The following is a 15,613-nucleotide window of genomic DNA, read 5'->3' on the forward strand; positions in this document are numbered from 1 at the left end:
AAAAATAGCCAATATTAACTTAACCAAGAACGGGCGACCAATACAAAAGCAAAAACGATCAGCGCAATACCTGCTACCCGCCGCACCCACCAAAGGTGCTTTGGCGTAAGGCGATGGCGAATCTTGTGTGCCAGGAAGATTTTCAGCGAATCAGAAAAAACAATCATCCCAAACAGGCCACCAAAAAACAGTAATGATTCCAGTCCATCGTAATCCCGGTCAAGCACAACGGTAGACATGGCTGTAATCCAGAAAATAACGGTAAAAGGATTGACGGTATTGATAAGAAAACCTTTGGACCAGAGTGCCCAGCTACCTCGGGTACCTTTCAACAGGTGGTCAGGATCATCAAGGGAAGGGGGCGGTGTAAGCAAAGTAGCTATTCCTGTAATAAGTAAAATCAATGCTCCAACCAAGCCAACACCGAGTTCAAAACTATCGGCTTCGCTTATTTTTTCAATAAACCGAAAGCCAAAGTAAACGCTAAGAATAAATGCCAGATCGCTGACCCAAATCCCCAGGCCTACCATCAACCCTGCTTTGGTTCCCTGTTCCAGGCTAGCCTGAATAAGAGCGACCAACAATGGCCCTACCAAAATGGCGAGTAATAGCCCCCAGTATACACCTTGTAGAAAAATCGCCATATTAAAGCTTGTTGAAGGAAGAAATCAAAGCTCAAAATAAATTAATCCTTTCTTATTTTCAACAAGGCTTTTAGCTATACACTGTCGCAACGAGCTTGCGACGCCCACCCTGATTACGAAATTCACAAAGATAAACGCCTTGCCATGTTCCCAAATTGAGTTGACCATTGCGAATAGGAATCGTTACACTACTACCAATAAAGCTAGCTTTAATGTGAGCTGGCATATCATCTGGGCCCTCCATCGTATGTTTTAAGAATGGTAGATTTTCAGGTACAATATGATTAACGATACTTTCGAAATCAGTGCGAACAGAAGGGTCTGCATTCTCGTTGACCGTAAGTGCTGCTGACGTATGTTTAATGAAAATCGACAATAAACCTACCTCTGGCAGATCCGATAACTCCCTGAGAATATTGGATGTGATCAAGTGATATCCACGAGGATAAGCGGGAAGCGAAAATTCTACTTGCTGAATCATAGACTTGCCCTACCTGCGCTTAGAGCCTTTCCCGTAAGAAGGACAGCGTACATCACCAAAGTAATACATGACACCTACCCCCGCAAAAAGATAAGTATCACGGTCATTACTGTCTCCGCGCTGACGGCCTTGCAAGCCTAGGACACTACCATTTTCAGCATTCAGTGACTTCCCCGAAGACATATATACAGCCAGATCGCCCCGGTCTTTCAGCAAATCTGTACGATCAGGATAAACGCTACTGACATCATCAAGATAGTCGGTATAAGTAGAGCGGGCACCTATATGAATATTGATACTCCACTCGTAATTGATATCAAATTTAAAACCCATTCCGTAGGTAAGTGCAGCCGTAGTTGTGTAATATTCTTCTCCTTTAAACTGCCCCTCTGTTCCCAATGAACGTAATTCTACCATTTCGCCAGGGTTCACGCCATCCAGCGTCACAGGTCCGTCGTATTCTGCCATCGGATTAAAACTAAACAAAGAAAGTCCACCAAAGAGGTATGGGGTAAAGAAGTCATCTCTACTTCCATGAAAATAAGGGAGGAAGTTAAATTCAAAAAGGGCTGTAGCCTCCCATATATCTGTTTCGAAACTAAGATTGCGATTTAATTCATAAGGGTTGCGGGAGTCACTATCATAAGCTTCAATCTTTCCATAATTACCGCTCAGTGAAAATGCTAAGCGTTCATTGAAGTTATAACGCGCCAGTATTCCTCCTGCCGGGTTTGGTCGATCTAGCCGATAATTGGTATTCAGGTCACCAAAGTAATAGGATACTCCTCCCCAGGGGCCTACTTCCCAACCCCGCATTAAAGACTGAGCACCAAGGGCATTGTCGGATAAAAATCCGGCACATAGCCATAGCGTACACAAACAATAGATACTAACCTTCCTCATGATAATGCTTTAGTAAGGCAGAAAATGCTGTAGACAATTCGCCTTGCGATCCCTACTGGGTTAAACTTGCAATTTTTGCGCCGCAAAGGTAAGGATATTGCCACACCTTAAGCGCTTTTGAAACGACTAAGCCCTTTATTATGGTATGCCATTGGTATTCTTTAAAAAATTAATTCCTCATAATAAGATCACCCGCCCTTCACTGAGGGCAGAAATAGGCAAAAAAGATTGTCCATTGTATTCCCCGAAACAAGTTATTGGCCGCCCACCACTGAGGGCCAGTAGTTTCCAGTTGCCCATGGTCGTCGCCATCTTCAGGAAGGCCTTTTTGCTATCCACCAACATAAACGTATCCTCTTCCGGGTGATAGACCGGTGTCACCTCATCAATCAATACGGGGAAACTTAAAAGCCAGGGAGAAGCACCTAGTGCCTGAGCATAACGCGCCTGTACTTCGTGAAGGTGAGGGTAAGCGGCAGTCGCCTCGTAGGGTTCCCGAGAACTATGATAAACCTTGAACACTGCCCGTAATTTCGGCTGCCCTGGATAATAAGCCAACGTTCCTTTTAGTACACTACCAGTGACCCAGTGATCTTCAAACCCCTGATTGCCGAAAGCAAAATCGAGTAGTAAAGCATATTCCCCCGTCTTCTCTCCCCGAAACCATGTTCGCCGATAGCGCAGCTTTTCTTCGGTGCCCGTAATCAGTCCAAGTACCAACCAATTATCCTGTAAGCCGGGTTCTTGAAGCACCCGTTCTTTGCGTAAGTTCCAACCTGCCACCTGAAGCAGTTCTCGCTTTTGGTCGATTTCGAGGGTCGGCTTCCGCTGCCAAGCGCGGACAAACAGGTAAAGTTTTCCGATTTCTGCGGTTACTTCCTCTACCCAGTCCTCTTGTTCAAACAAGGAATGACAAATACGTAACCGACGAGCGACACTACCCAGTTTAGCATCAACCATCCTGGCAGCTAATGTTTCCCATTCTTCAGGAGCATTAGCTAACTGCGCCAGGCCAAGTCGTGCAAGTTGCTGCAACCATTTGTCGAGTTCGCCAACCCCCTGATCCATCAGTTGAATCCTTTTTTCCTGTTTAGCTACATCAGGAGAGGAAGACTTTGTGGTAGAGCCCCCCGTAGCTGCGTGGCTTCCTAATAATTTGATGGCCCATTCAGGAAGCTCTTCCTTCACTGTCCATACTTCATTACGATTCAAGAAAAGGAGTACCAACGCGAGGGCGTGCTTACAAGGGCGGCGAGGGCTTTTACAGGAGCAGCGAAAAAGAGGAGGCTCCAGGCGTACGATAGCACTGGACTTATGACCATAAGCAGTTTCATATTCTCCCCACAAGTATTGTCCATTCCCTTGAAGGGTTTGCCAACGTTTTGCAAAAAAGAGGCGCCGGGCCTGTTCCAGTGAGCTGGCATCAGGCGCAAGCTGGAGCAAGCGTTCATACGACCAGGATACAGGGGGATCAGCCATGGTTCAGCTACTACGTTATCAGTTTTCGCCGTGGACAGGGATATTAAGGTTCTTAAGTGCTTTTTCTGAAGCTTGCTGTTCAGCGCTTTTCTTATTGAAATCATCTGCGACCGCAATTTTTTGCCCATCAATCATAACGGCAACTTTAAAGCGATCGCGTTTGTCCATTTTGTAGCGAGTAAGCAGCCGATAAGATACATTCTGGCCATTCTTCTGGCAATGTTCCAAGAGCTGGCTTTTGTAGTTATCATCGTAGGACTCTAGTTCGTGGATGTCCACAAACTTCCTCAGCATCCGGCGGATAATAAACCGCTTCGTACCATCATAGCCTTTCTCCAGATAAACAGCACCGACAAGGGCTTCTACCGCATTACCCAGCATCGAGCGGCTGATTCTTGTATTATTGAATTCATTAAGGAGCATATCCACTCCCATGTTGTCACCAATAATGTTTAAGGATTTTCGCTTGACAATTTTCGACCTCATTTTGGTCAAAAAGCCTTCGTCAGCATTGGGGTACTTTTGAAAAAGATACTCCGCAACAATGGTACCCAAAACAGCATCCCCCAGGTATTCCAGGCGTTCATTGTTTTGCATGGCATAATCTTTTTCCGACTGGGTAGATTTGTGGAAAAAGGCCTGCTTGAAAATACGCAGATTCGCGGGCGTAAACCCTATGATCTGGCGTAATCGACGAGCTATATGTTTCTCCGGAGAGATATACCCGTTGTAGAATCGTTTAATTAATCGGAACACAGCATACCGGTTTTTGAAAGCAGTGCAACGAGGCAAGGCCGTATTGCGCTAACTCCAACTGTACAAAATAATACAAAAGTAAAGGCTACAGCCATTCTCTTTTGTGTACAAACATTTTGCACTTCATCAGGAATATGCACAGAAAATCTGTGTCCCGGACGGTATTTGGGTATACTACAAATAGAAAAACATGTGGTTTTTTGGAGAAACAAGCCATTGTTATCTCCAAAAAATCACATTTTAACACGTTCTAACGTATCGCAAAACCCACTATTGCCCAAAGTGAAGACCCGCTGGCCTATCCTTCGAAGCGCTTAAAGACTGCTGCGGAATTATGTCCGCCGAAGCCAAATGTATTCGTTAATGCTACCTTAACGTCCCTTTCCTGAGCCTCATTAAAGGTTAGGTTGATTCGTTTGTCAATCTCGGGATCATCATTAAAATGATTGATCGTAGGTGGCACGAAGTTATGTTGAATTGCTAAGATACACGCAATTGCTTCAATTGCACCTGCTGCTCCGAGTAAATGTCCTGTCATGGACTTGGTAGAGCTGATATTCAGATTATAAATCTTATCACCAAAGACCTGCTGTATTGCCTTTAGTTCTGCTATATCTCCCAAAGGAGTAGAGGTACCATGCGTATTGATATAATCTACTTCATCAGTATTGATACCTGAAAAATTCAATGCGTTACGCATACATGTACTAGCTCCCAAACCTTCCGGATGAGGGGCCGTAATGTGATAAGCATCAGAGGTAGCGGCATATCCCATCACTTCTGCATAGATGGTCGCACCTCGTGCTTTGGCATGTTCCAGTTCTTCAAGAATAAATGATCCCGCTCCTTCTCCCAGGACAAACCCGTCGCGTTCTGCATCATAAGGACGCGACGCTGTAGCAAAGTCATCATTCCGTGTAGAAAGCGCTTTCATGGCGCTAAATCCACCAATGCCTACTTCTGTAACAGCAGCCTCTGAACCTNNCATTACATCTGTACGGCCAAGGCGAATATCATCAGCAGCAGCTCCAAGCGCATGCCCGGTAGAAGCACATGCAGAAACAGTTCCATAACTAGGCCCTCGGAAACCATACTTCATAGAAATATGTCCGGCTCCCATGTTCCCAATCATCTTGGGAATCATAAACGGATTATAACGAGGTTGGTCACTGGTCGCATTATAAGTGATCTCTTCTTCAAGAGATCGCAAGCCACCAATACCGCTCGCCCAGATTACACCTACCCGCTCAACATCCAGCTGTTCCGGATCGAGCTGAGCATGTTTTACAGCTTCATCAGCTGCTACCATTGCATAGACCGAAAAACGATCTAGCCGTCGAACTTCTCTACGATCGATAAACTCGGTCGCATCAAATCCCTTCAATTCGCAAGCGAACTGGGTCTTGAAGTTTTCAGGATCAAAATAGGTGATACGATTAGCACCACTAACTCCTTTCTGAAGGCCTTCAAGGTAAGCAGCAAGATTATTGCCGATTGGCGTAAGGGCTCCTAGCCCAGTAACTACCACTCTTCTCATAGATTCGGTCTTTTAGAAAAACACCTCACCGTAGTAATGAAGCGGAAAGTGATTCCAATAAAAAAAGAAACCGTCCGAAAAATTATCTACCGGTGCAGCTATAAAAGTCACACGCGGCAGGGTAAATCCTCCGGACGGTATACTAGATGGAAATTACTCCTTAACCTGAGACTCAAGATAAGAGACAGCCTCACCTACGGTGGTGATGTTCTCAGCTTGTTCGTCAGGAATAGAAATATCGAAAGTCTTTTCGAATTCCATAATGAGTTCTACTGTATCTAGAGAGTCTGCTCCCAGATCATTGGTAAAACTTGATTCCAATGCGATTTCTGACTCGTCAACTCCTAGTTTGTCGACGATGATCGCTTTCACTTTTTCTGCAATATTAGACATGGTCAATTCGCTTTTATGATATACGAATGCGGCTGCAAAGAAAAATATAACCACCAGTATAACCAAAAAATTAGCCTAAATTTTTCACTTCCTCCCCTTACAACCACTTTATTGGCTCCTCATTCCGAGGTCTTTTTATTTGGTTGAGCCCATAATTGCTGCCCTTTTATTGGGGATTAACAACTTCTGAGTTAGTCATATTTTTCAGTAACTAATTTACTGGAAATAACTGATTTTAGGAGGATTAGCAAAAAAACAAAGCATAATAAGTTGTTGAAATTGTGGTAGATCAGTACTTTTGCACCCTATTATTGTAAAAAATACACTTACCTTGGTGAAGGTAACGGAAATTAATCTTCCAATTTTCTTTAAAGATTGTACGATTATTACTTTTTCTCCGTCACTTGTAGCTTACCCTCCATAGAAAAAAACTCAACCATGAAGATCACCGATCACCAAAATACGAAAATACTTGCAACTGTGGGCCCTGCCTGTAGTTCTTACGAAAACCTCCTCGCCTTAGTTAAAGCTGGAGTCGATACCTTTCGCCTAAATTTTTCTCACGGTGAACACGCAGTACACGGAGAAACCATCAACAGAATTACCTATATAAATGAGAAGTACGGCTTCCATGTTGGTATTCTCGCGGATCTTCAAGGGCCGAAACTACGTGTTGGTAAAATCGAAGATAATGCACTCGAATTAGCCGAAGGTGATGTTATCACTTTCGTCAACGAACCTTGTATTGGTAACCGGGAACGCATCTACATGAGCTACCCACAGTTCTCCACTGACGTAGAGGTGGGTGAACGCGTACTCGTTGATGACGGCAAACTGGTTTTTGAGGTAATTGAAACCAACAAGAAGGATACCGTGCGATTGAAAACGCTTTTTGGAGGTACTTTATCTTCCAACAAAGGCGTAAACCTACCCAATACCAAAATCTCGTTGCCTTCTCTAACAGAGAAAGACGAACGTGACCTTGCTTACATCCTTACGCAACCCGTCAACTGGATTGCATTGTCGTTTGTACGCAACGCTAAAGACATTAAGGATTTGCGCAAGCGGTTAGACGCAGTCGAACACCCGGCGAAAATTATTGCGAAAATTGAGAAGCCTGAAGCTATTGAGAACCTGGATAAGATTATCAAGGCATCCAATGGCATCATGGTCGCACGTGGAGATTTGGGCATCGAAGTTCCTATGGAACAACTTCCACTTATCCAGAAAGACATTATTAAAAAGTGTATCCAACGGGCACGGCCGGTAATCGTAGCTACCCAGATGATGGATAGTATGATTACGAACCCTAGCCCAACTCGGGCAGAAATCACAGATGTAGCCAACGCTGTATTAGACGGAACAGATGCTGTAATGCTGAGTGCCGAGACATCGGTAGGACGGCACCCCGTGAAAGTTGTGGAAGCAATGAATAAAATCATTGATGAGGCCGAAAAGCATTACTCAATCGAGCATAAACGACCGACTCCTCCAAAGAAATCACGAACCTTCCTTTCGGATGTCGTTTGTTTCAATGCCGCACGTACTGCAGAGGAAATTGGAGCCAAGGCAATTATTGGGATGACAAGCTCCGGCTATACCGCATTCAAGGTATCCAGCTTCCGCCCCAATGCCAAGGTCTACATCTTCTCCGACCAAATGCACATGCTATCTACTCTCAACCTTTGCTGGGGAGTACGTACTTTCTACTATGACCGCTTTACGACTACCGATGAGACCATCGAAGATGTTGTAGAGATTCTAAAATCTAATGAAAGAGTGAAGAAGGGAGAAATCCTTGTCAATACCGGTAGTATGCCCCTTCACCGTCGTCACCGGACGAATATGCTAAAGATTACGGTAGTAGAATAAAAATCTTGTTTGAGACCAAGATTTAACGGTATCAACTACTAAGCGTATGTTTCGACTACGTTTTTCAACATGGGTTTTCGCTGTATAGCGAAAACCCATGTTTTTATTTAATCCATGGCTCCAGCAGAGTAATGCTTTTACTTGTAGTATCCAACCGAGCCTTAATCCCCATTGGAAGGGTACACATATCATCAACATGCCCAAAAGACAAGCCATAAATGATGGGCATATCTAAATCGCCCAATCGGTCTTCAATCGTTTCGAGAAGAGAAAGGGAGCGACTGCCATTTTTGCTCTCACAACCAGCAAAAACACCCATTGCTATACCCGCCAAATCAGACAGTGGCCAAGCTTGGCGCAGACTGGTGAGCATCCGATCTATCCGATAAGGTTTTTCACCAACATCTTCCATGAAAAGAATCTTATTCTTGAGCTTAGGCGTATACTTCGTTCCTAATGCACTGGCAAGCAAGGTCAAATTCCCTCCAACCAATTGCCCTTCCGCTACCCCTAGACGGATAATTTTTGTGGTATAAACTTCTTCTTCCAGCGCTTTCTCTTTCTGTAGGGGAGCAAGATCAATAGAATAGTTATCAACAGGGCTGAAAAGCATTTTTTCAAGATGCTCCCGGGTATAATCCGTGAGTGTAGAGCTACCCACTGGACCATGATAAGTAACCAAGCCCGCGTAGCGTTGAATGGCAATATGAAGCGCCGTAACATCACTGTACCCTACAAACACCTTCGGGTTTCTGCGAATCATCTTAAAATCAACCTTTGGCAACAAGCGTGCACAACCGTAGCCACCTCGGGCGCACCAAACTCCTTTTATTTCCGGATTAGAAAAGAGTTGGTGGAAATCTGCCAATCGCTGCTCATCGCTGCCCGCCAAAGAACCGTAATCTGCCCGGATATTTTTTCCTAACACTGGTTTTAGGCCAAGGTTTTCAAGGTTTTTTACTGCTTTCTCCAAGCCTTCATCTTCGATATAAGAAGCAGGAGTAATAAGGCCTACCTGATCACCAGCCCTCAATCTAGGTGGAAGCAACATGGATTTCTTGCTTTCAGAATTTCCTTTCATCCCAAGCGAAAGGCCAGCTGTTGCGGTAAGCAAAGTAGTATTGAAGGTTCTGCGGTTCATGATGATGTTGATTTAGTTACCAGATAGGTACAAGTATTACCATTTCCTGTTGCCTCCCAAGCGTTTTCGGCCCCAGAACAAAACCTGAAAACCATAGACACTTAAAAAATAGACCATTGCTGCAAAAGACATTGCCCCTAAGCCCGCATAAACCCGGACGGAACGTAAATTGATATAGAGAAACTCGTAACAAAAGAAATCTGTCAGAACAAAGGCCGTATGAATACCAAAAAGGATAAATAAGCCTTTAAGCAATTTGCTTAAGTACCAGACTTTCCGGCCTTCTCCAACGCTTAACTTCTCCCGCCTTTGAGCATTTGCTGATGACTGCCGGAGGTGATAGCGTCTTTGATAGACATAACGATAAGAAAAATAGAGGTAGGCAAAAAAAGAGGCTAAATAAATAGCTTGTTCCAGCCCTCCGTAAAAGGGGTTGTAAAAATCTCGGCTTACCGCCATTTTATCCAGCGGTCGGCGAAGAAAAATGGACCAAAAAAACAGCCATTGTGCAAAAGGCAGCATAAAATGCTTCATATCGCTCCAGCGCAATCGATATTCAGGATAAAGACTTAGTTTAACATGAAAAAAAAGCAACGTGGGAATGGCCAATGTAAAATAGATCGGGAAAAACTTATATGCGGGGTAATGATCGTAAAAACCTGTCACATAAATAATGTTGTGCAACAGTGTTCCACCGATACAGAGCAAAAGCAAACCATAAAAGATATTAGCCCGTTTTACGCCCGAGCGTTTCAAAAAAAACAGGCTCCCCGCAGTAACACTCATTAGCACTCCTCCTCCTAAACTGAGTAGTAGCAAATAATACAGCCAGGAATGAGGTTCGTGCCAAGGTAGCATATTGAACTTATTGGAGGGAATATTTTTCGTTTTCCAAAAATATAAAATTCGCATCACAAACCATCTCCCAAGCGAAATGTTAGGATAACAGATTCAGACATACAAGCTTCACCACCTTTTTACACCTCAGCATATGTCCGGTTTTGGCAGTGATTATTTTTTTTAGAAAAAGCAGTAGCCCAGAGTTCTCCTAGCCAACCGATCATTCATGAGCTTATCCAACACCTAATTGAATATATACCCGTTACTAAGTGGTTTGGGACATTTTCACTTGTCCTTTTGTGTTCTGACTTCGTTGAAAAGCCTCGCCGAAGCTTAGGCTTCGCCTACTTCTTTCGCCTTGTCAGAACGCAAAATGACGTTGCGCTAATATTCCCAACTCCGAGGAGGAACGACGATCAGCGCAGCTAAACCACTTAGTGCCGGGTATATCAAGCTTTGATGCTCATTAAAGGCAGGAGTTTATTGCTCCCAAACCTCCAGTAGCTCACTTATCATCATCGCTGTTGCCCCCCAGACGGTCTGCTGCTGTACTGCGAAATAGGGGACTTTTTTGAGCGTCATTTGTGAATTGATTCGCAAATCTTTCAACTGATGATTTTGTGCGTCCATAAAAGCAGAAAAAGGAATCTCTAATACCTGCTCTACTTCTTCAGGCTGAGGATTAAAGACCGGTTCATAATCAAGGAACCCTACATATGGCGCTACAAGAAAATTACTCACAGGAATATACAAATCTGTAAGAGCACCAAGAACCTCAACGTCGCGCCGATCAACGCCTACCTCTTCCTCTGTTTCACGTAAAGCTGTTGCCTGTAAGTTTTCGTCGCTCTCCTCCCTTTTCCCTCCAGGAAAGCTTACCTGCCCTCCGTGACGATCATTAGGGTTTTTGTTGGGCCGTAGAATGAGTGCCAAGTGCCAATCTTTAGCCTTGGGGTAAAACAAAGCTAAAACACCAGCCTCTCTAGCATTTGGTGGTGGCAAAGGTGTATCCTGACGAACGGCATGCGCCATTTTATACTGCGCCTTACGCCCAGGTAATGGTGACTGTAAGTTTCGACTTAACTGTTGGATAAAATCAATCATAGCTAGCTTGAAGGTATTCTTCCTTACCAACAGCAAGGCGTAACACATGGTTGATATCAATAAAAACAAACATCCCGAACCGAGCACAAAGGCAAAGTTCGGGATGCATAAATCTTTATAAACGCAGGATATAGAATTAACTAATATCCGGATTAGATTGCTTAAGGTAAATTTCCAGCGCCTTCGTCATTGAAGGAACCTCTGGCGGCTGAACTCGGATATTTACATTTAATCCATGCTCTTCAACTGCTTTGGTTGTAGAACTGCCAAAAACAGCCAAGCGCGTGTCTCTCTGCATGAATTCCGGGAAATTTTCGTACAAAGAGGTAATTCCCAGAGGGCTGAAAAAGACCAGAACATCATAAGTGACATCACTAAGGTCCGACAAATCACTGCTCACCGTTTTGTACATCATCGCATCCTGCCAGTTAAGCTCCATTTCCGTCAGGTAAGAGGAAACATCTTTGGCGCCAAGGTTAGAACATGGAAGAAGAAATTTTTCGTCTTTGTTCTTTTTCAACGCATTGCTTAGATCCTGGATATGACGCTTACCTACAGATACTTTACGCTTCCGGTAGATAATAAATTTCTGCAAATAATTAGCGATTGCTTCCGTCAGACAGAAGTACTTCGTGTCTTGCGGCATAGTAATGCGCATATCTTCACAAATACGGAAGAAATGATCAATAGCATTTTTTGCCGTAAAAATGACTGCCGTAAATTCGTCTGGACGAATGCGCTGCTTTCGAAATTCCTTTACTTCTACCCCCTCTACATGTATAAACGGCCGCCAGTCTATCTGGAGATCATATTTCTTTTCCAGCTCATAGTAAGGGGACCGCTCTGGTTTGGGCTGGGAAATAAGGATACTCTTAACGCGTCTGTACGTCTCCTCCATCACATTGGTATTTGCTGCCATGCACACGGTTTTTTTTAGAAAAAGATGGCCGGCCGCTTAATCTCATAAGTGAAAAACCACTTGATAAGTCGACGGAAACAAGTTGTTCCATCACTTATTCAGAAATCGGTCAAATATTTAAATAAGCATAGGGCAGGCCCGATTTCGACGGCGCAAATATACGACAAAAAGTGAAACTGGTAATTGAAAATAAATCGATTGGCAATAAACAGCCCTCTAAAACTACGCAACAAATACACCGCTAGCATTGTCCCGAGGCAAATATAAATGACCGGCGTCTGGTACTCAACAGGGGTATAAGCAAGGATAACAGTACCCACCGTGAGAAAAAGCCCAAGTACTATGGCAAAAATCATAATCGTGAAACTGTAACGGCTTGTTTCTTTTTGTACCGGAAAAACATATCCAATAATTGCCAGAAACAGGTGCTTAAAAACCATCAGGCCAGCAATCCCCGCAGTAATATACATGAACTGTGACCACAGCCCCTGCTTTCCAAGGTACCCCCAATGCCGAAGTGCCAAGACTGTAAAAAAGCCTGCTGCAAGGAAGAAAACTGCATAGGTGATTAGAAATACCCCCAAGGCACCTGCCTCTCTTTCTCTGTATAATTGAGAGAGCAAATTATCATTAAAAAGCGCTCGATAAGCCTTGATGTACATTCCTCGAAAAAAGATGATACTCAAGGTTGCAGCGCCTAACAGGAGCAAAGTAATCAGCAGTAAACTGCCGTCTGTTGTCGTACCTTCTGTTGTCGTTACCGAAACATCACTGGATTCTTCTTCACTACCGGATGCAGCTTCGTTACCATCTACAGGCGCAGTAGGAACCACTAAGTCAAAAGGATTAGCCGAGGTATCCACAGCACTAGACTCGCTCGGTGACGCAGTAGGTCTGCCGGCCCGGTCCAAGTCAAAAGGATTTGTTTCTGACGCTGTACTCTCTTCTACAGGTTCTTCTATTTGAGCCGCCGGAGCAAGCCTAGGGCTTAGCTCAAAGGGGTTGTTGGCATTTTGCGCACTTAGCGTAAATACCCACCCAGACACCACGAAGAAGACTAACCAAAAACGCATATAGATTCTTTAAGAACAGCACAAAAATAAATTGAGTCGACGTTTTTCAAAAAGGAGGCTAAGCGATTCAATTTAAGCGTGTCTACTTTTTGAAAAACCCCAAAGGAGGCTTAATTTATTTTTTGCGCAATATATTGTTACAAATGTAATTTATTCTTGCGGGATTTTGGTGCGTAGAATGCTATAGCAGACTTCTACTCCCCGGAAATAATTGCTGAGCATTAAATTTTCATCAGGGCTGTGTTGGTTGTTATCAGGATTAACCAAGGGGACGATCACTGCGGGCACTCCCAATGTTTCCACAAAAGGAGCTATTGGAATTGAGCCACCATGGGTACGGATTTTAACGATATCCTCTTGTAAAACATCCACCATTGCGCCTTCCAGCCATGCTCCCGTAGGAGCATGGAGTGGCGTACGGAAAGCGCCATAAGCAACCTTGTATCCAAAGGATGCTATCCGCGGGTACTGATCGCGCTCGGCGGCAGTAGGCTCTCGTCCATCCGTGATCAGGTAATATCCCTGGGCTTTGATGTGGGCTTGTAACAGGTCCATCAACCGCTCCGCTTTACTTTCTTTTACCAAACGGATATCAAGGTTGGCTACTGCATTTGCTGGAATGATCGTACGTGCAGCAGCCCCCACCCAGCCGGCGGAAATGCCTCGAATATTTAAACTAGGGTACTGAATTGCCTCCTGCAAGCTGTTCCCAACGCCGTCTGGGGCAGCAAAACCAAGCTTATGGTTGATCTCCGTTAGGTCATCAGGTACTTGTGCCAGTGTTTGGAGGGTCTTTTTATCGAGGGTAATTCCATCATACCAATAGGGGATTGTCACCAGCCCTGCGTCGTTTTTCATCGATGCTAGCAGCTGCGCTAAACGCAGGGCGGGGTTGGGGGCATAATTGCCATAGTGGCCGCTATGTAGTGGCACCTTTGGCCCGTATACCGTGATACGCGCCGTGGCGATGCCTCGGGCACCAAAAACCAAGGTGGGGCGGTTAGAAATGTGCGGCGGGCCATCCAAAATCACAAAATGATCAGCCGACAATACTTCCCGATAAGCTTCTACGACCGGCGGAAGGTTGGGTGAGCCAAGTTCTTCCTCTGTATCCATAATTACTTTGATGTTAAACGCCGGTTCTTCGCCTTGCTGTTGCAAGTGATCCCAAGCCGCCAAAAGCATGGCAATTGGCCCTTTGGCGTCCGAAGCTGCACGCGAAAAGATCCGGTAGCTGCGGTCTACGGCACGCCAATCCTGTGGCAGTTCTCCTAGAAAAGTGTAACCTTCCGTAGTGGGCTTGCCCAGCATCGGGGTATATGGCTCGCCAGACGCCCACTTGGCAGGGTCTACGGGTTGTCCGTCAATCTGCACGTAAAACAATACTGTTGGCAGGTCTTCTTTTACCATGTATTCGGCCAATAAAACCTCTATCCCTGCGGTAGGCAAGCGCTTCACGACAAAATCTCGCTGTCCAAACTGCGCTTCGCACCACTGAATATTGGGCTCCAATTCTGCAGGGTTATTGGCATCGCAAGGGAGGCTCAAAAAATCGCAGTATGCTGGAAGCATTGCAGCAGCAGCAGCTTCGGTTTGGTGTTTCTCTTGGGCCGATAATAGAGAGGTGGCTAATACTAAAATAGTTAGAAGGAGTAGGGTGCGGGGCATAGATGGATGGTTAAATGGTTTGTTTGTTAGATGGTGATTTGGTTTTTGTGGTATCAATTGCTTCGGCAATTTGTCCTTTTCATCTTCCTTTTGAGAAGATTGGGCTGTTTAATTCAACAATATACGGAAAACGGAATTTTGTGATAGTGGAGGCGAGATGGGAGTTACTCGACCTCCAAAACATAAGGATCCGTAGGCAGAAAATCATTCCTTTCACCAGTTAAGTGGTTAAAATAGATACCTGAGAATTCCAACGTATTGCGATGAACTTTCAATAAACTATCAGGATAAGCGATATAGAGACCATCTCAAAGAACCCTCTATTTGTCTCAGGAATAAAGGAAACAGCCTCAGCAAGGCTATTGCAATAAGCTTTGATCCTATTTTCTCTTAAAAAGAGAATGGAATCATTGGTAAGCAATAGTTTTTCAAAGTCATTTAAAACTGAATAGTGAAAATCAATCAACGAGTGGCTTGGTTTTTCCATACTTTGATCCTGCTGACCTAATGCTACATCTGAATTTTCTTTCAACTCATTTCTTATGGAATCGATATCTCTCCTAAAATCTTCCATAAACTCGCCAATAGGTTTGTATTTCTTTTGGGATTCAGCATAGAGAAGATCCTGTGCACTGCTGTACAATAAATCGTTGTCTTCTTCAAGCTGTAAGGCGGCGTGGTGCTGACTTTCTAAAATGCTATTCAGTAAGTCTGTATCAACCCTGTCTCTCTGGCACGATGACACCAACAGAAGTGCAATACCTATCCATAGGATGAAGGTTGTTTTCATGGGGCTTCGTTTT

The 15,613-nt window shown here is 44.4% G+C and carries 15 protein-coding genes and 1 pseudogene; 1 reads left to right on the forward strand and 15 read right to left on the reverse strand.

Going from position 1 to position 15,613, the window contains the following annotated elements; translation table 11 throughout:
* Positions 1 to 14: 14 nt before the first annotated feature.
* From ACRBG0_RS11020 to ACRBG0_RS11055, 8 genes and pseudogenes are all read right to left on the reverse strand, one after another.
* Positions 15 to 644 carry a LysE family translocator gene (locus tag ACRBG0_RS11020; protein ID WP_431486944.1) on the reverse strand — a complete coding sequence of 210 codons (630 nt, stop codon included), beginning with the start codon at positions 642 to 644 and terminating at the stop codon, positions 15 to 17.
* A 70-nt stretch (positions 645 to 714) separates the two neighbouring features.
* Positions 715 to 1,125 carry a secondary thiamine-phosphate synthase enzyme YjbQ gene (locus ACRBG0_RS11025; protein WP_431486945.1) on the reverse strand — a complete coding sequence of 137 codons (411 nt, stop codon included), beginning with the start codon at positions 1,123 to 1,125 and terminating at the stop codon, positions 715 to 717.
* A 9-nt stretch (positions 1,126 to 1,134) separates the two neighbouring features.
* Positions 1,135 to 2,028 carry a DUF6089 family protein gene (locus tag ACRBG0_RS11030; protein ID WP_431486946.1) on the reverse strand — a complete coding sequence of 298 codons (894 nt, stop codon included), beginning with the start codon at positions 2,026 to 2,028 and terminating at the stop codon, positions 1,135 to 1,137.
* A gap of 177 nt (positions 2,029 to 2,205) precedes the next feature.
* A complete protein-coding gene (locus ACRBG0_RS11035) occupies positions 2,206 to 3,507 on the reverse strand; it encodes a hypothetical protein (protein WP_431486947.1) in 1,302 nt (433 codons plus the stop codon).
* Between the two features lie 18 nt (positions 3,508 to 3,525).
* Complete coding sequence (gene rnc / locus ACRBG0_RS11040; RefSeq protein WP_431486948.1) at positions 3,526 to 4,263, reverse strand: ribonuclease III; 738 nt, start codon at positions 4,261 to 4,263, stop codon at positions 3,526 to 3,528.
* Between the two features lie 298 nt (positions 4,264 to 4,561).
* Positions 4,562 to 5,246, reverse strand: a 685-nt coding sequence (locus ACRBG0_RS11045; protein WP_431486949.1) for a beta-ketoacyl synthase N-terminal-like domain-containing protein, incomplete at its 5' end; no start/stop codon positions are given.
* 2 nt (positions 5,247 to 5,248) lie between these two features.
* Positions 5,249 to 5,800 (reverse strand): annotated as a pseudogene (locus tag ACRBG0_RS11050) (beta-ketoacyl-[acyl-carrier-protein] synthase family protein); the annotation flags it as partial.
* A gap of 153 nt (positions 5,801 to 5,953) precedes the next feature.
* Positions 5,954 to 6,193, reverse strand: a complete 240-nt coding sequence (locus ACRBG0_RS11055) for an acyl carrier protein (RefSeq protein ID WP_026211423.1) — start codon at positions 6,191 to 6,193, stop codon at positions 5,954 to 5,956.
* A gap of 438 nt (positions 6,194 to 6,631) precedes the next feature.
* On the opposite strand from ACRBG0_RS11055, the gene pyk reads away from it, so the two are divergent.
* Complete coding sequence (pyk, locus tag ACRBG0_RS11060) at positions 6,632 to 8,065, forward strand: pyruvate kinase (protein ID WP_431486950.1); 1,434 nt, start codon at positions 6,632 to 6,634, stop codon at positions 8,063 to 8,065.
* A gap of 103 nt (positions 8,066 to 8,168) precedes the next feature.
* Here pyk and ACRBG0_RS11065 read toward each other — a convergent pair whose 3' ends face one another.
* The 7 genes from ACRBG0_RS11065 to ACRBG0_RS11095 all read right to left on the reverse strand — a co-directional run bounded on the left by ACRBG0_RS11065 (position 8,169) and on the right by ACRBG0_RS11095 (position 15,600).
* Complete coding sequence (locus ACRBG0_RS11065) at positions 8,169 to 9,206, reverse strand: S66 peptidase family protein (RefSeq protein ID WP_431486951.1); 1,038 nt, start codon at positions 9,204 to 9,206, stop codon at positions 8,169 to 8,171.
* Positions 9,207 to 9,242: 36 nt separating this feature from the next.
* The gene (locus tag ACRBG0_RS11070) at positions 9,243 to 10,064 is read right to left on the reverse strand and encodes a hypothetical protein (protein WP_431486952.1); all 822 of its coding nucleotides are present in this window, start codon (positions 10,062 to 10,064) and stop codon (positions 9,243 to 9,245) included.
* A gap of 462 nt (positions 10,065 to 10,526) precedes the next feature.
* Positions 10,527 to 11,150, reverse strand: a complete 624-nt coding sequence (locus ACRBG0_RS11075) for an NUDIX hydrolase (RefSeq protein ID WP_431486953.1) — start codon at positions 11,148 to 11,150, stop codon at positions 10,527 to 10,529.
* Positions 11,151 to 11,286: 136 nt separating this feature from the next.
* A complete protein-coding gene (locus tag ACRBG0_RS11080) occupies positions 11,287 to 12,069 on the reverse strand; it encodes a uroporphyrinogen-III synthase (protein WP_431486954.1) in 783 nt (260 codons plus the stop codon).
* Positions 12,070 to 12,167: 98 nt separating this feature from the next.
* The gene (locus ACRBG0_RS11085; RefSeq protein WP_431486955.1) at positions 12,168 to 13,142 is read right to left on the reverse strand and encodes a DUF4271 domain-containing protein; all 975 of its coding nucleotides are present in this window, start codon (positions 13,140 to 13,142) and stop codon (positions 12,168 to 12,170) included.
* 150 nt (positions 13,143 to 13,292) lie between these two features.
* Positions 13,293 to 14,810 carry a M20/M25/M40 family metallo-hydrolase gene (locus ACRBG0_RS11090; protein ID WP_431486956.1) on the reverse strand — a complete coding sequence of 506 codons (1,518 nt, stop codon included), beginning with the start codon at positions 14,808 to 14,810 and terminating at the stop codon, positions 13,293 to 13,295.
* Between the two features lie 271 nt (positions 14,811 to 15,081).
* A complete protein-coding gene (locus ACRBG0_RS11095; protein WP_431486957.1) occupies positions 15,082 to 15,600 on the reverse strand; it encodes a hypothetical protein in 519 nt (172 codons plus the stop codon).
* Positions 15,601 to 15,613 lie beyond the last annotated feature (13 nt).

The sequence above is a fragment of the Lewinella sp. genome, from assembly GCF_050633125.1.
Classification (GTDB): Bacteria; Bacteroidota; Bacteroidia; order Chitinophagales; family Saprospiraceae; genus Lewinella.